General features: G+C 53.3%; 23 protein-coding genes and 3 pseudogenes. 14 read left to right on the top strand and 12 right to left on the bottom strand.

Features of this window, described 5'->3' with window-relative positions; translation table 11 throughout:
- Nucleotides 1–22: 22 nt before the first annotated feature.
- Both istA and istB read left to right on the top strand, forming a co-directional pair.
- Nucleotides 23–1,522, top strand: a complete 1,500-nt coding sequence (istA, locus tag ATY02_RS07035; protein ID WP_115284415.1) for an IS21-like element ISPpu27 family transposase — start codon at nucleotides 23–25, stop codon at nucleotides 1,520–1,522.
- Nucleotides 1,515–2,318 carry an IS21-like element helper ATPase IstB gene (istB, locus tag ATY02_RS07030; RefSeq protein ID WP_020300922.1) on the top strand — a complete coding sequence of 268 codons (804 nt, stop codon included), beginning with the start codon at nucleotides 1,515–1,517 and terminating at the stop codon, nucleotides 2,316–2,318. Before istA ends, istB begins: the two co-directional genes overlap by 8 nt.
- 444 nt (nucleotides 2,319–2,762) lie before the next feature.
- On the opposite strand, the gene ATY02_RS07025 is transcribed toward istB, so the two are convergent.
- From ATY02_RS07025 to ATY02_RS35905, 3 genes and pseudogenes are all read right to left on the bottom strand, one after another.
- Complete coding sequence (locus ATY02_RS07025) at nucleotides 2,763–3,779, bottom strand: hypothetical protein (protein ID WP_141698177.1); 1,017 nt, start codon at nucleotides 3,777–3,779, stop codon at nucleotides 2,763–2,765.
- 179 nt (nucleotides 3,780–3,958) lie between these two features.
- Nucleotides 3,959–4,042, bottom strand: a pseudogene (locus ATY02_RS35910) (DUF4113 domain-containing protein); the annotation flags it as partial.
- 52 nt (nucleotides 4,043–4,094) lie between these two features.
- Nucleotides 4,095–4,208: pseudogene (locus ATY02_RS35905) on the bottom strand (hypothetical protein); the annotation flags it as partial.
- A gap of 61 nt (nucleotides 4,209–4,269) precedes the next feature.
- Between ATY02_RS35905 and ATY02_RS07015 the strand changes: the two are divergent.
- A complete protein-coding gene (locus tag ATY02_RS07015) occupies nucleotides 4,270–5,232 on the top strand; it encodes a YiiX/YebB-like N1pC/P60 family cysteine hydrolase (protein WP_068576838.1) in 963 nt (320 codons plus the stop codon).
- Nucleotides 5,233–5,442: 210 nt separating this feature from the next.
- Here the strand turns inward: ATY02_RS07015 and ATY02_RS07010 are convergent, their stop codons facing one another.
- From ATY02_RS07010 to ATY02_RS06985, 6 genes are all read right to left on the bottom strand, one after another.
- A complete protein-coding gene (locus tag ATY02_RS07010; RefSeq protein WP_083235636.1) occupies nucleotides 5,443–5,808 on the bottom strand; it encodes a histone-like nucleoid-structuring protein, MvaT/MvaU family in 366 nt (121 codons plus the stop codon).
- 84 nt (nucleotides 5,809–5,892) lie between these two features.
- Nucleotides 5,893–6,765: a restriction endonuclease gene (locus tag ATY02_RS07005; protein WP_068576835.1), complete on the bottom strand. Its 873-nt coding sequence runs from the start codon at nucleotides 6,763–6,765 to the stop codon at nucleotides 5,893–5,895.
- Between the two features lie 133 nt (nucleotides 6,766–6,898).
- Nucleotides 6,899–7,123 (bottom strand): MbcA/ParS/Xre antitoxin family protein, encoded by a 225-nt coding sequence (locus ATY02_RS07000; protein ID WP_083235635.1) that lies wholly within the window; start codon nucleotides 7,121–7,123, stop codon nucleotides 6,899–6,901.
- 146 nt (nucleotides 7,124–7,269) lie between these two features.
- Nucleotides 7,270–10,068: an SEC-C metal-binding domain-containing protein gene (locus ATY02_RS06995; protein ID WP_068576832.1), complete on the bottom strand. Its 2,799-nt coding sequence runs from the start codon at nucleotides 10,066–10,068 to the stop codon at nucleotides 7,270–7,272.
- Nucleotides 10,069–10,362: 294 nt separating this feature from the next.
- The gene (locus ATY02_RS06990; protein ID WP_064378992.1) at nucleotides 10,363–11,394 is read right to left on the bottom strand and encodes a hypothetical protein; all 1,032 of its coding nucleotides are present in this window, start codon (nucleotides 11,392–11,394) and stop codon (nucleotides 10,363–10,365) included.
- Between the two features lie 144 nt (nucleotides 11,395–11,538).
- Entirely contained in the window at nucleotides 11,539–12,489 is a 951-nt protein-coding gene (locus tag ATY02_RS06985) for an ATPase (protein WP_068576830.1), read from the bottom strand.
- Between the two features lie 403 nt (nucleotides 12,490–12,892).
- On the opposite strand from ATY02_RS06985, the gene ATY02_RS06980 reads away from it, so the two are divergent.
- Nucleotides 12,893–13,861, top strand: a complete 969-nt coding sequence (locus tag ATY02_RS06980; protein ID WP_068576828.1) for a toll/interleukin-1 receptor domain-containing protein — start codon at nucleotides 12,893–12,895, stop codon at nucleotides 13,859–13,861.
- A gap of 87 nt (nucleotides 13,862–13,948) precedes the next feature.
- Here the strand turns inward: ATY02_RS06980 and ATY02_RS06975 are convergent, their stop codons facing one another.
- Nucleotides 13,949–14,395, bottom strand: coding sequence for a hypothetical protein (locus tag ATY02_RS06975; protein WP_223290639.1), 447 nt, complete (start codon nucleotides 14,393–14,395; stop codon nucleotides 13,949–13,951).
- Between the two features lie 305 nt (nucleotides 14,396–14,700).
- Between ATY02_RS06975 and ATY02_RS06970 the strand changes: the two genes are divergently transcribed.
- From ATY02_RS06970 to ATY02_RS06955, 4 genes are all read left to right on the top strand, one after another.
- Nucleotides 14,701–15,309, top strand: coding sequence for a hypothetical protein (locus ATY02_RS06970; RefSeq protein ID WP_068576826.1), 609 nt, complete (start codon nucleotides 14,701–14,703; stop codon nucleotides 15,307–15,309).
- A gap of 62 nt (nucleotides 15,310–15,371) precedes the next feature.
- Nucleotides 15,372–16,520 carry a hypothetical protein gene (locus ATY02_RS06965; protein WP_141698176.1) on the top strand — a complete coding sequence of 383 codons (1,149 nt, stop codon included), beginning with the start codon at nucleotides 15,372–15,374 and terminating at the stop codon, nucleotides 16,518–16,520.
- Between the two features lie 105 nt (nucleotides 16,521–16,625).
- The gene (locus ATY02_RS06960) at nucleotides 16,626–16,868 is read left to right on the top strand and encodes a hypothetical protein (RefSeq protein WP_068576822.1); all 243 of its coding nucleotides are present in this window, start codon (nucleotides 16,626–16,628) and stop codon (nucleotides 16,866–16,868) included.
- A 55-nt stretch (nucleotides 16,869–16,923) separates the two neighbouring features.
- Nucleotides 16,924–17,310, top strand: coding sequence for a hypothetical protein (locus tag ATY02_RS06955; protein ID WP_083235634.1), 387 nt, complete (start codon nucleotides 16,924–16,926; stop codon nucleotides 17,308–17,310).
- 68 nt (nucleotides 17,311–17,378) lie between these two features.
- Here the strand turns inward: ATY02_RS06955 and ATY02_RS06950 are convergent, their stop codons facing one another.
- Nucleotides 17,379–17,876: a hypothetical protein gene (locus ATY02_RS06950; protein WP_068576818.1), complete on the bottom strand. Its 498-nt coding sequence runs from the start codon at nucleotides 17,874–17,876 to the stop codon at nucleotides 17,379–17,381.
- A gap of 802 nt (nucleotides 17,877–18,678) precedes the next feature.
- Here ATY02_RS06950 and ATY02_RS06945 point away from each other — a divergent pair.
- From ATY02_RS06945 to ATY02_RS06925, 5 genes are all read left to right on the top strand, one after another.
- Nucleotides 18,679–19,161, top strand: a complete 483-nt coding sequence (locus ATY02_RS06945; protein WP_228022253.1) for a helix-turn-helix domain-containing protein — start codon at nucleotides 18,679–18,681, stop codon at nucleotides 19,159–19,161.
- Between the two features lie 391 nt (nucleotides 19,162–19,552).
- Nucleotides 19,553–20,707, top strand: coding sequence for an ABC-three component system protein (locus ATY02_RS06940; RefSeq protein ID WP_068576816.1), 1,155 nt, complete (start codon nucleotides 19,553–19,555; stop codon nucleotides 20,705–20,707).
- 42 nt (nucleotides 20,708–20,749) lie between these two features.
- Nucleotides 20,750–21,256 (top strand): three component ABC system middle component, encoded by a 507-nt coding sequence (locus tag ATY02_RS06935; RefSeq protein ID WP_068576815.1) that lies wholly within the window; start codon nucleotides 20,750–20,752, stop codon nucleotides 21,254–21,256.
- A complete protein-coding gene (locus ATY02_RS06930; protein WP_068576813.1) occupies nucleotides 21,256–23,238 on the top strand; it encodes a DUF3732 domain-containing protein in 1,983 nt (660 codons plus the stop codon). Before ATY02_RS06935 ends, ATY02_RS06930 begins: the two co-directional genes overlap by 1 nt.
- A 122-nt stretch (nucleotides 23,239–23,360) precedes the next feature.
- The gene (locus ATY02_RS06925) at nucleotides 23,361–24,341 is read left to right on the top strand and encodes an IS5-like element IS1384 family transposase (RefSeq protein ID WP_010466230.1); all 981 of its coding nucleotides are present in this window, start codon (nucleotides 23,361–23,363) and stop codon (nucleotides 24,339–24,341) included.
- A 318-nt stretch (nucleotides 24,342–24,659) separates the two neighbouring features.
- On the opposite strand, the pseudogene ATY02_RS06920 reads toward ATY02_RS06925, so the two are convergent.
- Nucleotides 24,660–24,866, bottom strand: a pseudogene (locus ATY02_RS06920) (cation:proton antiporter); the annotation flags it as partial.
- 288 nt (nucleotides 24,867–25,154) lie between these two features.
- On the opposite strand from ATY02_RS06920, the gene ATY02_RS06915 reads away from it, so the two are divergent.
- Entirely contained in the window at nucleotides 25,155–25,463 is a 309-nt protein-coding gene (locus tag ATY02_RS06915) for an arsenate reductase (RefSeq protein WP_241108959.1), read from the top strand.
- Nucleotides 25,464–25,468 lie beyond the last annotated feature (5 nt).

Here is a 25,468-nt window from a genome sequence, read left to right as displayed (position 1 = left end):
AGGAGAACACAGGGTGATCAGCATGGAAATGTTGGGAAAAATCCGGCGGATGTACTTCCGCGACAAGCTCTCGCTGCATCAGATAGCCAAGCGTACCGGACTGTCGAGAAACACCATTCGAAAATGGGTCAGAGCACCCGAAGCCACCCAGCCGGCGTACCAACGGTGCGCAACCTTCAACAAACTCAGTCCATTTCACGAGACGCTGGAGCAGGCGCTCAAGGCCGATTCGTTTCGGGCAAAGCACAACCGCAGGAGTGCCAAAGCACTCTTCGAACAGATCAAGGCCGAGGGGTACGACGGCGGCTACAGCCAACTCACCGCCTTTATACGCTCGTGGCGCGGCGAGCAAGGCAAGTCTTTACGAGCCTTTGTGCCGCTGACCTTTGCACTCGGGGAGGCCTTTCAATTCGACTGGAGCGAAGAAGGTCTGCTGATCGGCGGCCTGTTCCGACGCATCCAGGTCTCCCATATGAAGCTGTGCGCCAGTCGCGCATTTTGGTTGGTTGCGTATCCCAGCCAAGGCCACGAGATGTTGTTCGATGCCCATACCCGCTCGTTTGGCGCGTTAGGTGGGGTGCCGCGTCGCGGCATCTACGACAACATGAAGACCGCTGTCGACAAGGTCAACAAGGGTAAGGGCCGCACGGTCAATGCTCGGTTTGCCGTGATGTGTGCGCACTACCTGTTCGACCCGGACTTCTGCAACGTCGCTTCCGGCTGGGAAAAAGGCATCGTTGAAAAGAACGTCCAAGACAGCCGACGGCGCATCTGGCTCGATGCTCAAAACTGCATGTTCCACACCTTCGAGGAATTGAATGCCTGGCTCGGCCAACGCTGCCGTGCGCTCTGGGGCGAACTGCTGCACCCGCAGTACAACGGGCTGACCGTGGCGGACGTCCTGGAGCTGGAACGCGCTGAATTGATGCCGATGCCGACTGCCTTTGATGGCTACGTCGAGCGCACCGTACGGGTCTCCAGCACCTGCCTGATCAGCGTGGCGCGAAATCGCTATTCGGTGCCGTGTGAGCGGGTCGGCCAGTGGGTCAGCAGCCGTTTGTATCCTTCCCGGGTGGTGGTCATCGCCGATGAAACGACGATTGCCAGCCACGAGCGTCTGTTTGATCGAGATCAGGTCAGTTTTGACTGGCAGCATTACATCCCGCTTATCGAGCGCAAGCCTGGAGCGCTGCGCAATGGCGCTCCGTTTGCTGATCTGCCGAAGCCGTTGCAGCTGCTAAAACGCGGTCTGAGGCGTCACGCCAATGGTGATCGAGTCATGACGCAGGTACTGGCGGCTGTTCCCATCGCCGGGCTCGACGCCATATTGGTGGCTGTGGAGTTGGTACTTGAATCAGGCAGCTTGAGTGCTGAGCACATCCTGAATGTCCTGGCTCGACTGACATCGACAGCAGCCCCTCCGTCCGCCGAAACCAGCCTTCAACTCAAGATAGCGCCTGTCGCCAATACGGCACGCTACGACCGGCTCCGTACCACCGATGAGGAGACTCGCAATGCGTGATCTTATGGCGGAACTCAAAGAACTGCGTCTGCATGGCATGGCCAGCGCCTGGGAAGAACTAGCCTCGCAAGGAGAAGCTTCGACGGCATCCTCGAAATGGCTACTTGAGCATCTTCTCCAACAAGAACATGCGGATCGAGCGGTGCGCTCAGTGAACCACCAGATGAACATGGCCAAACTCCCCATGCATCGTGATTTGGCCGGCTTCGACTTCAGCGCTTCCAGCGCAGATGCCCGCCTGATCAGGGATCTGTCCAACCTGGAGTTCACCGATACCGCGCAGAATGTCGTGTTCATCGGCGGGCCTGGAACAGGCAAAACACACCTCGCCACCGCCTTGGCTGTGTCCGGGATCACGACGCATCACAAACGCGTGCGCTTCTACTCCACGGTGGATCTGGTCAATCTGCTGGAACGCGAAAAGTACGACGGCAAGACGGGCCGCATCGCTCAAGGGCTGCTACGAACAGACCTGGTGATACTCGATGAACTGGGGTATTTGCCCTTCAGCCAGAGCGGTGGTGCCCTGTTATTTCACCTGCTGTCCAAGCTGTACGAGCACACCAGCGTGGTGATCACCACCAACCTCAGCTTCTCGGAATGGTCGAGCGTGTTTGGTGACGCCAAGATGACAACGGCGTTGCTGGATCGGCTGACACACCACTGCCACATCGTCGAAACGGGCAACGAGTCCTACCGCCTGCAACACAGCAGCTTGGTCGCCCAGACGAAGATCATGTCACGTGAACGAAAGCGCAAAGACAATGATGGTGCCGAGGACGATGAGCTGTTTTGATCCGCACCAAAAATACCCTGCCGCATGCCCACATGCGGTGGGGGCTTAATGCCTCTTCCACCGGGACACGACTGCTAAGCTTATCCACAATTGCTGATGCCAAAATCAGCAATCCGCCCTGGGTCAATTTTCAATCGGCAGGGTGGGTCAGTTTTCAATCAGCGCCGACACATCTCGATCAGGAACAACTCCTTGCGGGTTTGCTTGCGCTTGCCAGCGTACTCGGCGTCGGCGAAGGTCATCTGCTTCATCGGGAAACTCGGTGGGTGGGGTCGCGGTATTTTGCCAAATCAGAAAGTCTTTTTCAGAGTTTCCCTAGGCATGTGAGCACGGATTTGTAACAGGCGACCAGTCCTGGTATAGAAGCTGCGATAACGCATACTGCAATCATTACCAAGGTGCTGATCAAGAAGACCCAGCCATCGCTCTTTCCAAAGGTACTCATCAGACGTTGGCTCGCAGGAGGTGAGTGTAGTCGGCATGGTCAAATAGATCTACGAGAGATTTCAGGTAGTCATTGTTGGCGAAGTCGTTTGGGTTGATGTCGTCTATCAAAGCTACCACGGTTTCGTACTCTTGCTCCCACAATACCTCAGGCATATCCATGATCTTGATATGGCGGGTTACACCTTCATCATCTTCGACAATAACTTTGCCTCGGTTAATGCCGAATTGCCTGACGGCGGCAGAGATCTCACGCGCCAAACTGTCTACGATATTTGGATTTGTGAAAACAAGCGTCTCTTTCTTCTTTTTTATTCGGTTGCTCAGAGGGGTTGCCTCTAATACCTCAGGAGTCAGGACTGTATAGGTGTACTCCATGCCTTTGATTTTCGCATACTCCTCCAATTGAGCTTTGAGCGTTTCAGGTCTGACTACTACTCCAACCTTGAGGTAGCTTTTATGCGCACGCTGGATTTTGCCAGCTTGACTAGCACTCAACTGCTTGCCGAGCCTTGCTTCTTCGGCAGCGACGGCTGCGGCGATTCTCCGTTCTTTCTCTGTTCGAACTTGTACCTTCAGCAGTCGCTCTAGCACCGATAGTGGAGCGGACTGGTGATAGTGTTGATAAACCCCAATTCCATTTTCTATATTCAATGCAAAGAAGTTGAAGTCCATGATCTGGTTATGCTCATCAAGGTTGTTCACCTTAATTACAGCCCCAGCTGCACCGCCGACATCCAGAGTGCAGAAGCTCTTTTGGTCTTTAACCGTAATTATCACGCCAACGCAGAAGCCTGGAAATGCGGCTGTGTCAAAGTAGAATGTACGATTTTCTTCAAAGACGATCCCAGTTACCCCAGCTGCAATATCCGCAACTGCCTGATGGTCAAATATCGCCGAGTTGAGATCTATGTCGAACGCTGAAACCTTAACCAACATGATTGCTAATCCTTGCAGCAAATTGACCAGAATTTTCGAGGCCTTGGCATAAGTGTCACGCCGCCCCAGCAGCGCCAAGTCGTTCGAAAAACTCCCTGGCCATGAACAGCAATGGAATGTAGCCAGCTTAGTGGCTTTCTGCTACCCCCTTGTGGCGCCGCATGTCTGATCCTGCCAGGACAGCTACCGCTGCCTTGCTCCCTATCAGGTCACTTGCATAACACTGTCCAAAGCTGATCCAACTTGGTCGTGAGGCTTTAGCTCATCAACTCCCGGCGCATGCCCCAGGACGGATCGACCGGTACGCTAACCAGGCGCAGGGTGCCGCGCCCCCACTGTCCAAGACCCCCATGGCCATAAAGCGGGTGAAGTCCCAGTGCGCGGCGTCGTTCAGCGCTTCGCTGACTCCAGCAGATCGAGGTTTTCCTCACCAGGAATACCAATCAAGTACTCGACACCTTCATTCTCCAAGCATTGCACTACAACGTCTGCCTTTGACGCGGAGATGGAGAAGTGGAATTCTCTTGCCGCGTTCGGCAGTGTGCCATCCAAGTCAAAGGAAGCAGGAATGAAGGGTCTAGAGGTGCTCGCGGAAGAGGTTCGGAACATCGCACGGGCGGATGTATTAAAGCTTATGGCGGACGAGGGCAAAGCCGCCAAAGCGTTCGAAGACTTCGCTGCCGCTCCGGACGAAAGCATTGATTTCGTGGCCCGGATGAGTGGTGTGCCTGAACATCAGTTCCCTGTGTACCGAGCGATGGTCAGACGCGAGGAGAACGAATATTCCTCCAAAATCGCAGAGCTCAGCGGGATTCTTCAGACCGGCGACGTCATCCTGGTAACCGGCAAAAAATTTAAATCCAAAGCCTTGGTGGCAGCCCAGACCCCGTTCTACTCGAAAGCCAGGGCAAGCCACGCTGCAATGGTGCACGCGAATGTGGTCTGCATCGATGCCAACATGGGTATCGGCGTCAAGCACCACACCATTGCAGAGGTACTGAGTAATGTTGAGGACAACTGGCGGATCATTCGTTTCAACACGGTGACTGACGAACATCGTGAGCGCATGCTTTTGCGAAGCGCTTACTACCTCCAGCAGCCCTACAGCATTAGGCCTATCAACGGGGCCGGCGCCAAATTTTCCTACTGCTCAGAACTGGTCAACAAGATCTACCGAGACAGTGGGGTACGATCCATCAAGGTTTCCAAAGGCGTCATGGTGAACCCGTGTCACTTTGATCGTCTAGCTGACAAGGGCGAGGTGTGTCAGGACATAACCGAAAGCGTGCGCCCCTTTGCTCCTTTCTTCCGGGAGTACAAGGAAATGATCGCCATGCAGGCTCATGCGATGGTTGCCGGCCTGAAGCTGAATCGCTATCGCGACAAGCAGCGAAAAGAGCTCCTTGCCGAGGCTCAGGCCCAAGCGAAGGCGGGTAATCTGCCGCATGAAACGCTGGTCAAATTAGCCCAGGGGATTCAAAACCTGGAATCAAAGATGAACTTCCGGTTCTGGGACTCCATACCGCGTTGATGGCAGCCAATACAGCCAATCAAAGCCTGAAAACAGGCAGAAAAAAACCGCCATCAGGGGCGGTTTTTGATGTCTAGCTCGGGGTCTCCAGCTCTCCACGACGGGGTTTAGGGTGCCGTTAAAGAGGTCTTTTACTCAGAGAGGAAATGGTGCTGGACAAATACCAGATGAGGCTACCTATCAAGCATTCGCTGCGTCAAGAAGTGACGCTCACTGACGCCACGATTGAACGGTCTCAGCACCGTGCTCAGCTTTCCATTCCTTCAGAACAGCATGGTTGCCGCCCTTGGTCTGTACGACTTCACCATTGTGCGGGTTCTTATAGACCTTGACTTCACGAGACTTGCGGGTGGACTTCTCATGAACCTGAGGAGCCTGACGTCGAGTGCCAGCTTGCGGGTCGAGAATGCTAATCACATCGCGGAGGCTGTATCCGTATTCGCCAAGCAACGCGTGGAGTTTGTCTTCAAACTGCATTTCAGCCTGGATAGAACCATCATTTTTCATTGCTTCGAGCTCGGCGAGTTGCTGGGCAAGCTGCTGCTCTAGACGGCGGAATTCTGCAAGGCGAGACATTGTTAGCTTCCTACGTTGTTGGTGGGGCAAGAATACAGTCAGTCAACGCCTAACTGCTATCCCGGACTGAAGATAGCTCTCGATCTAAAACAGGCTGTTCACCTCAACGAACACCGATCCGGTCTCTGCGGCAGCTCGAACCTTGCGGTCAATAACGTCGGCGAACGGAATCTGTTTGTCGAACGCGTCGCGGATATCTTTGCCAGAAATACATACCAGGCTTTTCCCACGACCGAAGGCTTCTAGTCCAACATCCGTGAAGCCGTAGTAGCTGATGAACACTCCGCGTGTCCATGCAGCCTTTTCGTTGATCTTGCCCTGAAGGACATGAAGCTCACCAGCTCCAATGGGGTTAGTTACCCACTTCGCTTCGACGAGGTAGATGTCACCGCGACACAGGAAGCTCCCGTCGATCTGTTCCCCGGTATTCCGGAATGGGGCACGTGGTTGGAGATTGGAGGCCTGAAACAGCTGCTGCAGGAACGTTTCAAACGCATAACCACGTGCCTGAGCCGCGAGCTTATGGATATCTAGCAGAGCCTGCTTGAGCTTGGCCGCCTCATCAATGCTGACTTTGCGCACTGCGGCAAATGGGTCTCCTGCAACGCCGCTACTGGAGGTTCCCGATTCCAAATCTTGGATCAGGGTCAGAAAACGCCCTTCCGCACTTGCGACTGGGTCATCTCGACCTTCGTGCAACAAGCGCGCTTGTCGATGGGCCCACACGGCCTTCAAGGCTCGTACACACGTCTGGGTATCTGCAAGGTTTAGGAAGCTGCGAAAACGCTTGGCCTTGGACGTACCATCGGCGGTGAAGAGTTGATCATCAATATCGATCTCCAACTCCCCGAGGAAGAACCGGCTGAAGGTAGCGTTTGAAAAATCCAAAACGTACCCCCCTTCCATCTCGAAGATGAGATCCAGGAGCTTCATATCAAACGGTTTTATCTTGGGCATGCCACGCGTCCTTGATCAAGCACAGCGAATCGAGCATAGGACATCGCTGTGAAAGACCCAACGGGCTACCGATACGATGATCCTGACCGAAATCCTCGACATGAAAACCTATCATAGCCGGAGGCTCGGTTCGTTAAGCACCAAAACCATGCTCCAGGCGAGACAGTAACTCCAATACATCCTCAACGGTCGCATCTACCGGCCTTTTGTCGGCTAAAGCGCTTGCCTGGGTCATCAGCCAATGCATTGCAAGCGCCTCGCTACCGAACACTCGAATTGCGGCCTCTAGAAGGACAGGATCAATTTTTTTTCCATTTGTACACCTTGACGGAGCAGCGCCTGGCTCGCAGGGTTCCATGTATGCCGGCTGCCAGAAAACCGCGAGAGGACTGGGAGCCCCAAATGCGCCATTTGCGGATCGACTGGTCAGCGAGCCTGAGCTGACCAACTTTGGCAAGAGATGCGTGCCCGAGTAGCTATCGGGCACATCAGTCCTCGACGGGCTTATGTCCCGTGGCACTTTTTAAACTTCCGCCCTGACCCACACGGACACTGCTCGTTGCGACCTACTGCCCCCACCTGGGAACGGAACGCCACACGCCTGCTTTCACTGATGATGCTGCCAATCAGTAGAGTTTGGCCATGCAGCTCCTGCTTCTGCCAATCTTCCACACCTTCCAGGTAGGGGTCTAGCCGCCTGATTTCAGAGATTGCACCTTGGTGATCACCACACCGAGCCAGTATCACCGCATACTGACTTCTGACCTGAACCAGCCTTCCGATAAGACCTGCCCCAGTAACGACCGGCAGGACATGCTGTTCCATGACTTCCTTTGCACCCACGAAGTCTTTGATCCCCACAAACTCATCGGCCAGGTCTTGCCCGACCCGCACAATCGACTCGTACCCCTCCACCATTCCATAAAATTTCATGGCATGGATACGTTGCAAGGGCGCTTTCAATCCCTGGCCTTCGCGAGCTTTGGCGTACACTTCCAGGGCGTCCGCAAGGTGCTTGATGTGTTCATGGACATTTGGTGGTCGCTTGATGACCTCCCACAGGACATCCGAATTTTTGCCCATCACAGCTTTAGGCGTCAGCCCCAAGATCTCGAAGTATTCATTGACCACTTTCTCGCACATCGCTTCAGCGGCTTTGTGGCGCTTCAATTTCCACAGTGCGACTGCGTGGTTGTAATCGAATACTCGGCGGTAGTCGGGGTCAGGGATTTTCGGGGTGGCGTACGCTACCGCCTGTTCAACCTCGTCCGCACGGCCCTGGTCGGACGCCAGCAGCACTTTTCGCATCGCCCATGCGATCTGCTCGCGGGCCTCGAATCCGTGAGTATCAAGAAGCTGCTGCATCATCGAGAGAGGTTCAGCCGCCTCGTCAAAGCGCCCTTCTCGCATGTAGGAAAACACAAGGGCATCAAGCGCCCAGAACGCCTCGTGTGGGTTGAGTTCGTCCGTATCAAGTGCCCGCTTCAAGCTGGAGGTGATGTCGACCGATATCCCCATCTCGTAAAACAGTTCCTCGCCTGCGAGGCCGATCAGGGTCATCACATCGTGGAGCCTGATGAAAACACGCGTGAGTAGCGAAAACCGCGAAACATCACGACTCTTTTCCAGGCTTCGGATCAGCAGCTCCTTCAGCGCTACCAATGCCTCAGTAATCACGGGCTCGCCCATGAGCTCCAGGTGACGTAGGCCTAACGTACGGACAGCGTCATGGACTTTGAGTGTCTTGGCGCCAAACACCTCAACTGTCCCTGTCGCCTGGATTTTTTTGATGGCCGCTGCTGCGCCGCCTTGGGACAGCTTGAGCGTAGCCGATAGCAAACGGACGACTTCCTCATGCGTGAGCCCTGTATCTGCAAGGCTGACAATGGCTAACGTGTTCTGGGTAACCTCATCGAAACCATCGTAAACGCGAGCCAGGATGACCTCCTGGGCCGTTTCCACTACGTTCGATTGCTGGCCGAGATCGACACAAAGCGCTTCGATGTCGCCGCCATATTCCGACATGGCAACCGCAACGGCGCTGTCAACGTATAGCGGAAACCCACCGGAATATGTTCGGAGCTCCTCAAATGCCTGAGCACTGCCGAACGCGCCGGCGTCACTAGCCACCCGCGCCACGGTATCCAGATCCCACCCGAGAAGCGTCTCACGCCGCAACGTCATGACCGCTTCAAGTTCACGGACGTTTTCATGAGGCTGGCACAGAAGAGTGAAACGGATGTGGCGCGTCGCGTTCAGCAAATCTCGCAGGTGGGCGACTGGAACGCGGTGTGCGTTGTCGATCACAACCACCAAGGGCGCCTGAGCCTGCTCCAAAAATCGGTCGAATGCCCGAATGGCTTCGTAACCGCTAGCACCAGGCAACAGAATCTTCCGAATACCTTCGGGGTCTTTTTGGGAGTACTTGGAGGCAAGCTCGCGCACGATCGAGCTCGCAATCGCGGGCCCTGGGAGGTCACCAACGTCGTAGTAGGCACATGGTTCAGGGCTATGCAGAGCCGCGTAGGATGCCCAAGTCGTCTTCCCAGCACCGGACAAACCGCAAATGATCCGTACCCGCTCCGCCGATACGAGTGCAGGTTCGTTCTGTTGAGGCCTATAGGAGGCAGGCGGCGTAGGAAAATCTTGCAGCTGCACGATCAGTTGCTCGAACAAGCCCGGCAAGTCCGAAGTGCGGAATACGTGCTTGGCGTTTCCGTTGCCGCCTGCGGACGCCAGCATCACCAACCCCGCCATTTTCCAAGTCAGCGCGGAAGGTGAGAGAAGAGAGAACTGCAGCTTTTCAGCCAGGTCTACGCACCACTGGGCCGCCTCCTCCAATTTCACCCACGCAGGCGGAAGGTATTCGGGGGGCGGGGCCTTCGATCCGGGATAGATATAGGTCAGATCCGAGGGCGTCTTTTCCTCGTCTACCTGCTCTTGAAGCGCTCTGCCGAGAGGCTGGTTCGCAACGATCACGAACTTTGCGCTCCCAGAGCGACCCTCCGGCCCATGCGACTTCCGAATCTGCTCGAAGCGCTCCAATGCACCTGCAACGTCGCCAGGCATCAGCGGCTGAGAACGAGTTTTGACCTGGACATAGACTCGTCCGGCATCGGTACTGAGCTCGATGTCTTCATCAAGCTCGACTAGCACCTCTTTGACGCCCGCAGCCTGCGCCAAGAGCAAGCAGCCCACACCATATAGGTGCTGATACAGGAAACCTCTGTGCAGAGACTCGATGCGCTTGAGCTGGGCAGGATCGAGCACGTCCACAGTATTGAGTTGGTCGTCAGATTGCATAGGGGCTTCCACTTCGCTCTTACAGAAGGCTTTTGTGCTCAGGCAGAACCGAGCACTGGTGACGGTGCAACATTCTGTGGTGATCGGTGTAAAAGATCGAGCAGAAGCGCTAGCGACCGTGACTCGGCATCCCAACACTAGGCCCGATGGCGTCCAGGTTTTTCAGGCGAACGTAGCCACTCTCTTTGCTAACACTTCCAGGCCTCAACCGTGTTGAATCCGAAGGCGCTCAAGGCATCTGGGAATGCCTGCTAGGGCTCCGGCCCCGAGGCGTTCAGGGTCGAGGGCGACAAATCAATTTTTGCTGCCGTAAAACGGGTTCGACCAGTTTCTGACCTCCTCGCACACCTTTTCGTAATGAGCACCATGGATAGGGTTTTGAAGCGGTTGATCCCACGTTACGAAATCACCGTCCGACATAGCCGACAGGATTTCAAAGCTCTGCTTCATTGCCTCTGAAACGAGGACGTGAGCCAGGCTAGGTTCGAGTCCATTTATTCCATGCTCCAACGCTGTGCTCTGAATCGCGCGAAGCCTGAAGGCATGGCCAGGGTAGAAGTTCTCCTGGTGCGACTCATCCATGGGGATGGCTACGCTAAAGCCCCAGAATGTTGCCGATACTGAAATGAGCGCGAAAGTGAAGCACGCGTAGGTAATCGCAATGTGTCTCTGAGGATGATAGTGCGTCTCGTCGGCAAATTGCCTCTGCTTCAGCTCATCCATCAGGAACTGCATCGCATAGGTATCGGCGATGACCTCTCTCGCGTGCCGCTCCAGCCGCTCTCGATCGGCTGCCGACTCAGCTTCCAGTGGTGCACCTCGCTCCATCCGGCGAACCGCGTGGAGGTTATGAAAATGACCGACTTCATGCAGAACGATGAAGCAGAAGATAGCGAACGTAAATGTTTCGAAGGTTGCCCGGTATTCAGGATCGTGTAACCACCAATAGTCCGGGCTCTCCCAGTCGAAGACGCCATCTTTAAGCCAGACCTTGACGTCGTTACGCCACGGCAAAGGCGCAGCCTGGTAGGTTGAAGGTATGGGCCGGGCATGCACGGTCACTAAGGACGCCAGCTTGAATATCAAATCAAGCATACCCTTCCATACCATCACTACCTTGAGCTCTGAATCCGCGCCGGCTTGGCGCCTGACCCCATCGACAAAGTAGAGACTCACTTTATCGCCGGGCAGTGAAGCGCACATCTTCCTGCCCTGGCGCAGAAGCGAGCAATACATCTGTCCGTCTGGGTCTTCGGCATAAATCTGCAGAAACCCCTCGCCTGGCTTGAAGTGCTTATCAGCTATCCGACGTTCAATATCTTCCATGTCGTCCCTGGCGTATTCATGAGTGACAGCGCCCAACGGAAAGCGCCGACTGCCTGTATGCCACAACCCACAGACATCATGCTACCCGCCAAACACAACGATTAGGTTATCAGCCGACTACCAGCGATCACCGCCCGTCAAAAATTACGCAAACTGCTTTTTCTTGACCGCAAAAATCGTCAGACGGTTGAGGTCTTCAATCTCAAGCCTGTAGCTTTTCTTGGTCTCAGAAAGCACCAGACGCCCCAGACCGAACACTCGGAAATAGTCAGCGTCATCTTCGGCGAGGATGTCGTTAAAGAAGCCTCGGAACCGGTAAGCATCCATTTCCTGCTTGGTGACCTTCAGGTAAACGCCCTTTCCATCGACACGATCGATGAACCAAAACATGAACCCACTACCCTTGCGGGGCTCCAGTCGAGCCCCGCCATGGATAACCCGACTGGGTGAATCGGGTGCCGCTTTCGATATGCTTGGAAAGTAGGAGATAAGCGGCATCTCCCCCTCACCCGTAACCTTCAGTTGCAGGCCAAAGAACTCGGTGCTCGGAAGATCCTTGTGCGCGTTGCGATAGTACTCGACGAGCCGCTCGAAACTGCTAGTGCGGTTTCTGGTTGAGAAGGAATTGCCTTTCGCAACACCACTGCTGCCTTTCCCACGACCATCGGCTGACTTTGATCCAGCATTCCCTGACACCCCATCTCCATCCTTCGGTTTGACGGCGGTGGGATCGAACTCATCAATGAAATCATGGAGCTTACGTTTGGCCTCTCGATCCTTATGCGCAGCCTCTCCTCCCGGGTCTTGATCGCTTACAGCGGGCTCCTCATCCTGCCAGTGGCAACCAAGCGCATGACCCACACCGGGGTCGCGAAAATGCGCTGCCCGATAGGTATCCTGTGGCAAGCTTGCATAGTTCACTGCCGTGATCGTGGGCCGCTTGCTCAACGCCATGCAATCAGCGTAGGAACACTGAAACGTGAAACGAGCTCTGGGCTCAGGCTGCGAGAAGTAGGCCCTGCGTGCATCTGTAATGGAAACGACTTCCCCAAGCTCTAGGCAGTAAGCTTCCGAGACTTGAATCTTTGCTGGCATTCCCTGACGTCCTATCTTGATGGCGAAGCCCTAACTTGCCCAAGGTAATTTCGCCTTAGAGCCAGGCCTCACAGGAGGTAGGTTTATAATGGGGATTGAATCGGTCTGTAAACCGGCCAAAGGCCCAAAATAGACAGGCTCGGACAGCTCTATCTTGTGGGGAAAGGAGCAATGATCTTTACAGGATCACTCTGTCGATGGATCGCGTTGCTGTGCCTTACGCCATGCTTCAAAGGCTGATGCAGTTTCGATACGTCATCAACCGATCAATCAGGCGCTTGACTTCCAACGCTTGTACCGCTCCCTGGTCTAGGTCTGACGCTCCAGTGTGGCTAGGGCCTGTACTTGGTCATAGGACAGCCCCTAAGATCTAAAGCCATCACAAATCCAGGGAGTGCCGATCTTGCCGAGCGTATTTTTCTCATACTGCCATGCCGATGAAGCGCTTCGTGATCAGCTGGAAAAGCAGCTCTCGATGCTCAAACGCCAGGGCGTGATCGACACGTGGCATGACCGCCGGATTGGTGCAGGTCAGGAAATTGATGCGGCCATCGACAACCACATCAACAGTGACGAAATCATCCTTCTCCTAGTGAGCCCGGACTTCATCGCCTCAGATTATTGCTACAACATCGAGATGGCTCGTGCCATGGAGCGCCACGCGGCTAAGGACGCGATCGTCATCCCTGTGATTCTGCGCGCGTGTGATTGGCACCATGCTCCCTTCGGCAAGCTGCTTGCCACGCCTGAGGATGGTAAACCGGTCACCCTTTGGCCCGACCGGGATGTAGCTTTCCTGCAGGTGGCGCAGGCGGTACGCAAGGCTGCAGAACGATGCCGCCAGGCTGTGCCCAGTCCTGCATCGCAAATCGAGCGCGTGGCGTCAGTCATTACACAGCCGTCCAGCCAGTCAACTCCTGCCGGCCCTCGGTCGAGTAACCTACGAGTTGCTAAGAGCTTTACCCAGCGGGACAAAGATCAGTTCTTGCTCGACAGCTTCGAGTACATCGCTCGCTACTTCGAGAACTCGCTTCATGAGCTTCAAGCCCGCAATCCTGGCTATGAAGGGGTGTACCGTCGAATCGATGCCAATCGCTTTTCCGCAGTGATCTATAAGGATGGACAGGACGTTGCCAGGGGGACGGTATTTACAGGGGGTCAGCTGGGTGCCGGGATTTACTACAGCCAAGGCGATTCGTTTGCTGGCAACAGCTACAACGAGTCCCTCTCGGTGAACGCTGATGATCAAGCCCTGTACTTGAAAACCCTGGGCATGTCCCACTATGCCGGTCACGACCAGAAGCTGTCTCAAGAAGGTGCTGCGGAAGCGCTGTGGAGCATCGTCATCACGCCATTGCAACGCGGGAGATGACCTCTCTTGGCCAACCTCAGGGTCATAGCGATGGAGTAGTGGCGGACAACGTCCGAGTGGCTTACCGCCCTCTATCGATCCCTGGCATCATTTGCGGCGCTTTGAAGCAATAAGAGCATCGAAGGCCTCCTGGCTCGAAAGCCCCTCACGCATTCTTGTGATCAAGAATTCTGCATCCAACCCCGCAGGGTCAAAATGCGATCGGGCATGCCGGACGATCGCCAACCAGAGCTCGAAAGGGACTGCTGTGTTATCGCCATGCCGGTACCGATAACTTGGGCGCTGCAGCAACGCAGGCGCTCGCATAACCAGGTCGTCACTCAACCGCTGAAATATTTGAAAGGGTGTGTCGCTCATCCCAATGATGGAGGGGTGAGTAAAGCGCCTGATCGATTGAATGGCTGACTCAGGATCGACAGTATGCAGCTCCGATAGGCGTCGCACGTCGGCCTCAAACGCCTCAGGGCCTACTGTCGCTGCCAGGCGCTCGATAATCTCCAGCTCAGGTAGGTTGTGGCGCTCCAACGCGACCATGCGCTTCTCCATAATTGCCCCCACCTAGTTGATACGACGCCCAGCACGCCGACTGTCTGAGTAATCACACCACACATTGCCAGGCGCTCATTTGCACCTGGCACGTGAATCTTAACCGTAGCCGGAGCGTCTGGCGGCGTTCGATCCGAAGGCCCGATGAAGGGGGAACGATAGTCCAACGTGATCCAGCCAAAATGGTGCTCACTTCATTAGGCCATCAGATACGGCAACAAGTCGACTCACTCGACACTGTCAAATTGATATCGTTAGTATGGCACCTCCGACTAGGTCATCAAGGACGCGTCATGCCCAAGTCAAAAAGCCACCAGCGAGCAAATCCGGGCTTTGAATCCACAATCTGGATTGATCACACGTACATTATCGAGAGTGCCTCTGCATTTGGGGATGTAGCCATTGCCTTGTCTCAACAATTGAACCCCTATGATGATCCAAGGCTAAATGTACTTTTCACTAACGGCGCATTAGCACTAGAGCTTTACTTCAAATCGCAGCTAGTCGAAAGGGTCTTCGATCCTGCCTTTATACAAATGACGGATGACGATGAAATAGTCACTACAATAGAGCAGTACCTGAATGACTCGCCAGGTGTAGTAACAATTCTTCACAGCCGCCTTGAGGTTAAAAAAGAATTCAGATCCCATGAGCTGGTAAAGCTCTATCAATACCTAAATCAAGACACTCAGAATAGAATTCTCAACGCAGTTTCTGATGAAACAGCCAAAATACAGACACAAGATGAGATGCTGGAATTCCTTGAGGCAATCAATAATTTCTTCAAAGAAAAACGTTATCACTTTGAAAGCTTTCTCACAGGCATTGAAAGTGACAAAAAATATATTTACACATTGATACCAGTTCTAAAAGGCGTGAAATCAGCGCTTGCCAATATTTGAGTTCGGCGGCAGCCATGCAGTTACCCGATAGATTCTAAAAACTAAAGAACATAGGTTTGCACATGACAAAATTGAAGTGCTACGCTGATTTAGTAAATAATATTTTCGGCCCAGAAACAACAACCTTCAACACCGAAGCTACAACATGGAACAATATTGTTGGAGCAGTAGCTAGCACTACAGATTTTGAGGTGTTTAGGAGGAATTTCGCGGCACGCCTTCACAGACTCAAAAGCGCCATTGACACTAACCAGAACATTTCCGCCCCTATCATTAATGCGGTGAATGGCGTCGCGAAACTAGGTGGATGGGAAGGTTACTATGCAGAACTGGCGGCACTGGATTACTTCCTGAGTGACGCAGAGACGGGGCCTGGAGAAATTAGTCTAGATGTTACCTATGCAGCATCTGACGCAATCGCCTCCGATTTCGGAATGAAAAACATCAACTACGACTTGTGTATCCCTTCAATGGGTGTCGTTTCCGACTTCAAAATCCTTTCAGACAAGAGCGGTGGAATTCTGGATGGAATTTTTGAAGAATTCCGATCTATTAAAGGCATAAATAAGCTCACAATCCTACCTGAATATCCAGAGGATGAGGATTACGACATTTTCCAAAAAGAACGTACCAACCTGTTAAAGGAGCTGGTTGAGGAAATCGACTTAACCTTAAGACCCTCGCACTTCCGTAGCAAGGTTATCGATGGCCTATCCTACCGATTTGGATGGGAAGCTGGTGTAATATTCGCGGAAAGTAGTTACGACTCGAAAACCCACGCTGCAAATCACCAGCGCTTACTCGTAACACATGCAAAAAAATTCTCGCGCAAAGAACCTACATTAATTATTTTTGTCGTATTTCCATGGGCCAGTGAAAAAATCATGCTCTTTAGCACAACGGGCATACCTCAAGAGTTTATTCACAATCTTGGCTCAATATTTTTCGACACAACCACTACGGCTCAAACCAAAGCCAAAACCATGAATAAAAAAATTAAATCCGACATTACACTTGCAGACATATCTCGCCATCTTTCCGGAATCATCTTGATTGAGGACAATATAATTTTGTCCACCGTAGACAACGCGATGCTGAAAGCAAGCTATATACTCAACACTAACGCCGTACATAAACTTCATGATAGTAAGTTTGAAACTTATTTGAAGCGGAGGGGAGCAAGCAATCTTGAAATCCTGCCAGCAAGATAAATTCCCTTATTAAGAGGCGCTTCCTTGTAGGTGCTTCAGCGGTGGGCAAATCAGTCATAATGGTCTCGACGCTATGATATCGACCTGCGGTTTAAGGGAAGTATCATGAACCTGCTCGATGAGCTTGACGAACGCATGGAGACCGTCGGCGAAATTGCCAACCACCTAGAGGCCCAGATGGGACGCTATGAGCGGGGTAGATCCCCGCTCTTCACGCGGCTCAGCATTCGCCTTGAGCCCCCCCCTGAGGAACTCGCCAAGGCGTCGCGGGATACTGCCCAACCCCCTCTGATCTGCGCATGGATTATGCAGCCTAGATTCACAGCTTCAAGCATGGGTAACCTATGACCAGCATCCCTCTCCAATCACAAGGGATACATTTGTACTCTCCATGGAATTGCTCATGAACGACATCTGGCTGCGAGAACAAGAAAGAAGGAAGGCCCTCCGGCAACTGGCTGATCTGATGCCTGGCGACCGGGGCGCTCAGGCAGTCTTGAAGAGGCTGGAAGAGCTTGAGCGGCTCGATCATGACGCTCCATTGAGCGAATGCCATCTCGATCCGGATCAACTGGTAGAGCTGCCTAGAGAAGCTCATCCGGTGGGCTGCTGGATCGTGCGCGAACGCGACATCCCAGAACCATGGAAATCCCGCTTTGTCATTGCGCTCGGCCTCGCAGGCAGGGTCGAGGAGGGATATTACCTACAGGATTGGATTGATTTTCTCGACGCGTGGCAACGCGATCTCGCACATGTAGCGCAGCACCGTGCGGCATTTGATGATGAGTAATCAATCCAAAAGGTCAGCGGCCTGTAAAGGCCGCACCCATACCTCACGCAAAACCACCTGCTGTTAATTTAGCGAACTACGATTCCATGCTGCGCGAAATCGCTTAAGAGTGTTTTGCGACTCAACATGGCGGGTAGCTTGAAGATGTTCCTGTATCCATACCACAGGCCCATAGGGAGCAGCACTAACCCTATGCCAAACGTGGCCGTAGCGGCAATAATAGCGGCTGGAACTGAAGCAAGCGAAAATACTACACCTTTTAACACTGTTGATCTTGCAATCAAACGGACGTCATCCAGGTCGTATTCGACTTTCCCATTTTTGTTTTCAAAAGCCAAAATAACGATAGTCTTTTTCGAAAGCCTCTTAAAATACCAGGTTCGTGGAGTTTCAGTTGCCATGGCACCATGATTTTTTAGGTACTTTGGAACTACCACTTGTTTAAAATAGAAAGTATTGCCTTGCTCATCTTCAAGTCTTACGCGATTATAAAGTGCATCAAGATCGCTAATTGCCTGCACGTCATAATTTTTGATAATCACCGTTATCTTTTCGAGGTCAGCCATTTTTCGTCCTTAAGGCATTAGTTTTAGGCAGGCGCGACTTTTTTGTACAAACCATCATGAGCAGCCAGGTGGCGTGCTCACGGGGCACTGGCTGAGACTGGGGCGACCGGCCACTGGAATCGCCTCCCATTGCCACGAGGACTACCTGGGCAAAAGACTGTCACGAGCTCTGCTCGCTGGAGATCACGTAATGATCTCCTCCGGCGGTACGCACCAGCTTGAAGCCCTCCCTCTCTTCAACACACCACACGGGGGGCGTGGCAACTGTCATTCCGTCCTCCGACTTCCTCGATTGGTCGTTGTATACGAGCGCCACGTATCTCTCCCCCACTCTGGCAGCGCTGAACAAGTACGCGTCAATGTGTACCGACCAGTCGACGCCCTGGGCCCGAACGACCTCACAGGGCAAACCTTGACAGGCGCTCTGCCGTTCTTCGCCCCTCTGAAGGCTTTCCGGCCACTCACGATTTGACATCAGCTTCATTCCCGACAATTCAAAACCACTGCGGATGTAACCTAGCCGCACCGCCTTCTTCGATCGATAGGTCGACGGGGCGCGATGCGATTTAGCGAATAATTGAGGGGGCTCTCGTGCAGCTCCAGCCGGAGCCACGCCCCGTATGACTATCTTCAAAGCCAGGACTGCGCGGCTTGAGCCCGTCACGTCTTGGGACGTCATCGGCTAGCGCTCTAGGAAACGCAAGCGATCCCGCCAACACCACAAAGTACAGTTTTATACATTATGTGATGTGTAACTGTACACGCTAACGTGGCTATATCCTCGCTTTTTGGGGACATCGCCTTGTTGAAGCAAGCGCTTGCGGCAGTCGTTCGGACAATCCGAGAGAATCTGGGCTTCACGCAGGAGAGCTTGGCTCACGCGGCATCGCGGACATACCTGAGCAGGATTGAGAACGCCGAGACCAATCCGACCATCGAGAAATTCGCAGAGCTGGCCGAGGCGCTCGGATTGAACCCTGTGGCACTGATGGCGCTCGTTCTCTCGACCCGCGACAACATCTCCACCGCCGACGTACTCGCCAAGGCTACCGAAGATTTGAAAGCCCTTGAGGCTAAGATCAGCACTGATGACATCAGGGCGCACCTGGCGGGTATGACCATTCAGAAGCGGCCTGCCGCGCGGCCTGCCGACATCCTAAAGCTGCGAAAAGTACTTGAGTGCAGAGGCGCTGGTTTGAGTAAGGCCGAGACCGCGAGGCAGCTAAATCTCACCCGCTCTACTGTCGGTTACCTGTGGGATAGGACGGTGCCTGCGGAAGACTGAACAGGGTTCAATCCCAAGCAATTCCACAATTTTGGCGATGTAGAAGCATCTCTTGATAATAGAATGGCTGGCGATGAGGCCCAACTAACTCGGCCTCTGAGGCTCATGCAGGCACACGGAGCAATTTATCCAGGGCCCGACGTGATTAGCTACTAATGAGATCGCCCTGCGGGCTCCCCTCCTTCGATAGCCCGAGGGGATGGGGACGAACTTGCTCGCCTGGCGAGACTAAGCACGTTTAGCATGCTATTCACAAAGGATAAGTGAAGCAGACACGGATGAATCCAAGAGTAGCAATCTGATATCATGCATATCGATGACAGCAGCTTTCATCAGAGCTGCTTAACGCTGCCTAGATACGGCACGACTCGCTAAGGAAGAGCACTGAGGCATGCAAAACCTTTCATCGAACCCCACCTCGGCACCTGGACAGTACTACGGATTTTCTATCCAGCCGACTCGACTCTGCTTCCACCTCCTCCAGGCGCCTTCCGGATCCGTCGTTTCATTGGAAGTATTGGACGACACTGATGTGGTTCAGCCGGACAATCAAGTCTTGGTTGAGCAGGCAAAGAGCGGGCTCGCCACCAATCCCATTTCAGACTGGTCGACCGATCTATGGAAGACATTCTCAAACTGGATCGATGCCATTGAGAGAGGTCACATCGATCTGAGTCGTACCCGTTTCCGCCTACATATTGTTCAGCAAAAATCAGGGGAGCTAGCGGAACTTTTGCACTTCTCTCACACAAAAGAAATTGCGCTTGAAACCGTAAAGACAATCAAGAAAAGGTTCAACAAAGAAAAGCCAGAAGGCTGCAAGCAATATGTGAAAAAGTTTCTCAGTTATGACCCTGAAAAACTCAGCCAACTGGTCATACAGTTTTCCTGTGAGTGTGGAGACAGCGACCCCGTCAAGCCAATCAAAGATTTTCTTTCCAACACCGTGGCCGAGCCAGCCTTAGACGATGTATGCCGGTCAGTGATTGGTTGGATCAAGATTCGGTCTGACGAACTAATTGGAGCACGCAAGCTTGCAATTATTCACAAGGATGAATTCGCAGATTGGCTATCAACGCATTGCTCTAAGTTATCATTCGATTACCTCCTAACGTACTCCGTACCAGCACCCGACCCACTTGAGGTAGCGGCCAATATGCTGAACCATCCGATAATGATGCGTCAGCTTGAACTGATTGGGCGCGGCGAACGGGACAAGACCAAGGCAATGGCCAACTTCATGCGTTCAAAAACAGGCAAGACTCGCTGGGGTGAGATTGGTTTTGTAGTCGAATCACAGTTTGAAGATTTTATAGATAACCTTGAAAATTTGTGGAAGGAAAATTTCCTGGACATTACAGGTAGTTCTGCAAATCTCACCCAGAAACAACAGGGTGAATTCGTATACTTACGATGCTACAACCTGACCCCTCAAATAAACGGAAAGGCGACCCCAGAATATATGTCCAGGGGAACTTTCCAGTATTTGGCAAACGAACGAATAATTGGCTGGCATCCATCCTACATGTCGCTTCTGCCCAAATAATAGGCCCAGACCAACCATAAAAATTCAAAAGATGATTAATCCATGGAAGAGATTATTAGACCCAAGCCGGTTCTCCGCGAAATCTATCTAATGCAGAATCCGGCGCTAGGAGCAGCACTTATATGGAGATTCACTGAAGGCTACGCCCCAAAAGGGCAAGGTCAACTGCCAACCATGCTACTATTGTTCATCGTACTACCCATTCTATTTCACGAGCAGCTTCGAAATGCAGCCATAACAACCAACCCCTCATCTGGGCTGCGCGTATTTGCTGGAAAGTTTAAATCGGAACAAGAAATCTTATTTGGCATTCAGGGGCGAATGCTCAAACTACGGGATGTTAGCCTGGCATCAATATCGATCGCCATACAAAGCAATTTGATATCCCTGAATACATCTGATGCGCATGTTGAGAGTCTACGACCTAAAGCTCCCGCAGACCTGCAAAAAAAGACAGCAGACATGATGAAGGCCGCACAAAAGCTGGGCCACTGGTGCAAGACGTTGACTTTACAGGAAGTCCAAGCAATTTTAAGGATTAAGCTCTGATGAAACTACAGATCCGGAAACTAATTCTCTGGCCTAAAAACGGCGGCAAATACAGAGAGCTGGAGTTCAAGCCAGGTAACGTAAACGTCATCAGTGGCTCATCCAAGGCTGGCAAATCAGCCGTAATCCCTATTATTGATTACTGCCTATGCTCCGAGCTTTGCGCAATCCCAGTTGGTACGATACGCAAGACCTGCAAATGGTTTGGGATATTGGTAGAGACTGACGAAGGGCAAAAGCTCATAGCTCGGATTGAACCTGGCAACCAGCGCTCTACCGACGATATGTTTATTATCGAGGGGCAGGTAATTGAGATACCCGAGATAATCGAACACAAAAATACCAACCGAAACAATGTCAAGGAGATACTGAACAGACTGTCAGGCCTGCCTAACATTGGGTTTGGTGATGACATGTCCGAATTTGGTTTCAAAAACCGCCCAAGCTTCCGAGATTTAATGGCATTTACTTTTCAGCCACAAAATATCGTAGCAAACCCCGATGTGCTTTTTTATAAAGCAGATAGCTACGGGAATCGAGAAAAGCTTAAAAGTATATTCCCATTCATCCTCGGCGCTATTGAATCGAAAACGCTACAGATCGTCTGGGAGCTGAAGGAGCTGAGAAAGCAACTTAAGATCCTTCAAAGCGAACTCACAGCAATTGACGCTGTGTCGAAACAGTGGAAAGCCGAGGCCAACGTGTGGTTCTACCGCTCCCGCGAATACGGCCTGACTGCGGAGGATACCCAGCCACACAGTGAGTGGTTGCACTTGCTGGAACAGCTTAGAGGAATAGCTTATAAATCTTCGCGTGACGCAGTTGTCACTCCCATGGCTATCGAATCATCAACAGAGGTGTTGATTGCGCTGCGTAATCGCGAAACATTGATTGCGGAGAACATCCTCATAGCTAAGTTAAAACTTGATGACCTCAAGGAAATCAAGGACGAGGCGACAAACTACTCATCATCTCTGGTGAAGATGGAAGAGCGTCTTTCTCTTTCGAAGTGGCTCAGAGAGCTAGCCGAAAATAACCACAGCGTAAATCCCTTGGCCTTTCCAACAGTCGACCCATCGTCACAGCTCTCCGAGTTGTGCAACGCACTGGAAGACATCGAGCGGGTAGCCCGATCAGCGCCTAAAGTATCGGCTTCAGTGGAAGGAGAGATCGTACGGATTCGCAACCTTATCCGGCAGGACAGCGAAACACTGGCCGCCATCCGCACCGAGATCAAGGGCATTGAGGCAAAGGATGAGCTCAGCGCCAAACATGCACTGCGGATGACCGAGATTGACCGCTTCCTCGGTAGCATGCAGCAGTCCATCAAGACCTACACCGAAGCCCGCTCAGATTCGGAGCTCACAGAGCGTGTAGAGGCTCTAGAAGCCCGGATCAAGGCATTGGAGCCACAGGTCTCTGACGCGGCGGTTAAGCTGAAGACCACGAACAGCCTGCAGGAAATTAGCGATATCTGCGCGCTGATCACTCCCCATCTCGATGCCGAGTGGGCAGAGGCAAAAATTACCCTGTCGATTCCAGATCTGGCGATCAAGGTGAAGCACGATGGTCGAGAGGATTTCCTTTGGGAAATCGGCAGTGGAGCCAACTGGCTGGCTTACCACATCGCAACGCTGCTAGCGCTCCAACTCTATTTCCTGAAAAAACCAGATCACTCAGTTCCTCACCTGCTTATCTTCGACCAGCCGAGCCAAGTCTACTTCCCTGTGAAAAGCGCTGTGAGGAAGGGCAATGATGAAGGGGCAGAAGAGGTTGAACCCATTCTGGATGACGAAGACCGTGACGCCGTTCGGAAGGTCTTCAGCGTCCTGGCAAGAGGCGTGAAGCGCGCTAAGGGTCACTTGCAGATCATCGTACTCGACCACGCCGGCAGCGAAGTCTGGGGAGGCATTGAAGGCGTGAGCCTGGCCGAAGAATGGCGAGATGGAGAAAAGCTCGTTCCACCACGTTTCGAAGATTGACTGGGGTTTAGGGCATGCTCCTTTTCTGGAGCATGCTCGCCTATGCGTGCAAATCTAGGGAAACTCTGAAAAAGACTTTCTGATTTGGCAAAATACCGCGACCCCACCCACCGAGTTTCCCGATGAAGCAGATGACCTTCGCCGACGCCGAGTACGCTGGCAAGCGCAAGCAAACCCGCAAGGAGTTGTTCCTGATCGAGATGGATCGGGTGGTGCCGTGGAAGGGCTTGATTGCTTTGATCGAGCCACATTATCCGAAAGGTGAAGGTGGCCGTCCGGCCTACCCGTTGATGGCGATGCTGCGTGTGCATCTGCTGCAGAACTGGTTCGGCTACAGCGATCCAGCGATGGAGGAAGCGCTGTACGAAACCACGATCCTGCGCCAGTTTGCCGGGCTGAACCTGGAGCGCATCCCCGACGAAACCACCATTCTCAACTTCCGCCGCTTGCTGGAGAAACACGAGCTGGCGGCCGGCATCCTCGCTGTCATCAATGGCTATCTGGGCGACCGCGGCCTGTCGCTGCGCCAGGGCACCATCGTCGATGCAACGCTGATCAATGCGCCCAGTTCGACCAAGAACAAGGACGGCAAGCGCGACCCGGAAATGCACCAGACCAAGAAGGGAAACCAGTATTATTTTGGCATGAAGGCCCACATCGGCGCCGATGACGAATCGGGTCTGGTGCACAGCGTAGTGGGCACGGCGGCCAATGTGGCGGATGTCACCCAGGTGGACAAATTGCTGCATGGCGACGAAAACGTGGTCTGCGCCGATGCAGGCTACACCGGTGTCGAAAAGCGGCCCGAGCATGAAGGACGTGAAGTTATCTGGCAGGTGGCGGCACGCCGCAGCACCTACAAAAAACTCGATAAGCGCAGCGTGCTGTACAAAGCCAAGCGCAAGATTGAAAAGGCCAAGGCTCAGGTGCGCGCCAAGGTCGAGCATCCGTTCCGGGTAATCAAGCGCCAGTTCGGTTACACCAAGGTGCGCTTTCGCGGCTTGGCCAAAAACACGGCGCAACTGGTGACACTGTTCGCTCTGTCGAACCTGTGGATGGCGCGCCGACATTTACTGACGAATGCAGGAGAGGTGCGCCTGTAATGCGGGAAATGGCCACCGGAGTGGGGTCCGGGTGGCGAAAACGTAAGAAATACTCGTCGAATTGATTGTTTTTTGATCATTTGGCGAGTTTAAAAGTTGCGCTAGGTGGTATGCCGGGGAAATACATGGCTACTTCAGACCATCCCTAGATGAACAGTGAGGTCGAAAACCCCAGAATGAACCTTGCCTGCCCTTGCTCCATGCTCTGCAGTCCCTCGGCGTCCATTTTAATTTGAAAAAAAATGGACACTACTCAAAATCCTAACCTATTGATTTATATAGATTAAATGGTGTCCATTTTGTCACCCCAAATGGGGTGTAAGCGTCGGAAAACAGCAGCGGCGGCAAGAACAGGAACAAGAACAGCTCCGGGTCCAGGGCCACGTGCAGGCCCAGGGTCGGCCAGGCCAGCAGGGCCCCGGCACTGATCTGCACCAGGGGCAGTGGCAGTGGAATCACCCGCCCGACAAGACGCGAGAGGCTCACCAGCATCAGCATGATGAGGACGGTATAGGCGGTTTGCATAAAGCGGGGTTCCTGGTTCGGACTTTCAGAACAGACACACAAACGCGGCAACAATTCGCCGCAGAAGTGCCATATTAGCCCCTTAAGCTGCACTCACACCGCTGCACGAAAGTCGCAACGCCCAGGTCCGCGCAACACAATGCGACAAAGCCCCGCCGCCGCCGACGCCTAAGCGCCGCCGTCGTGGCATAATCCCGGACCTTTGATTACCAGCACTCCAGAGGGGGCAATTCCTTGACCGCTTCAAGCAAAACGTTGCACCTTTTCGGCATCAAGGCCTGCGACACCATGAAGAAGGCGCGCACCTGGCTCGATGAACACGCTGTCAGCTATGACTTCCACGACTACAAGACCTCCGGCATCGATCGCGAGCACCTGAACCAGTGGTGCGCCGAGCACGGCTGGGAAGTGGTGCTGAACCGCGCGGGTACTACCTTTCGCAAGCTCGATGACGCCAGCAAGGCCGACCTCGACCAGGCCAAGGCCGTCGAACTGATGCTCGCGCAACCGTCGATGATCAAGCGTCCGGTGCTCGACCTCGGAAACAGAACCCTGATTGGCTTCAAGCCAGACCTTTACGCAGCGGCGCTCAAGTAAGCCTG

It is taken from the genome of Pseudomonas sp. BIOMIG1BAC (genome assembly GCF_001705995.2).
Lineage (GTDB): Bacteria > Pseudomonadota > Gammaproteobacteria > Pseudomonadales > Pseudomonadaceae > Aquipseudomonas > Aquipseudomonas sessilinigenes.
Note: the sequence above shows the minus strand (reverse complement) of the source record. Positions and strands in the feature narration are given on the sequence as shown.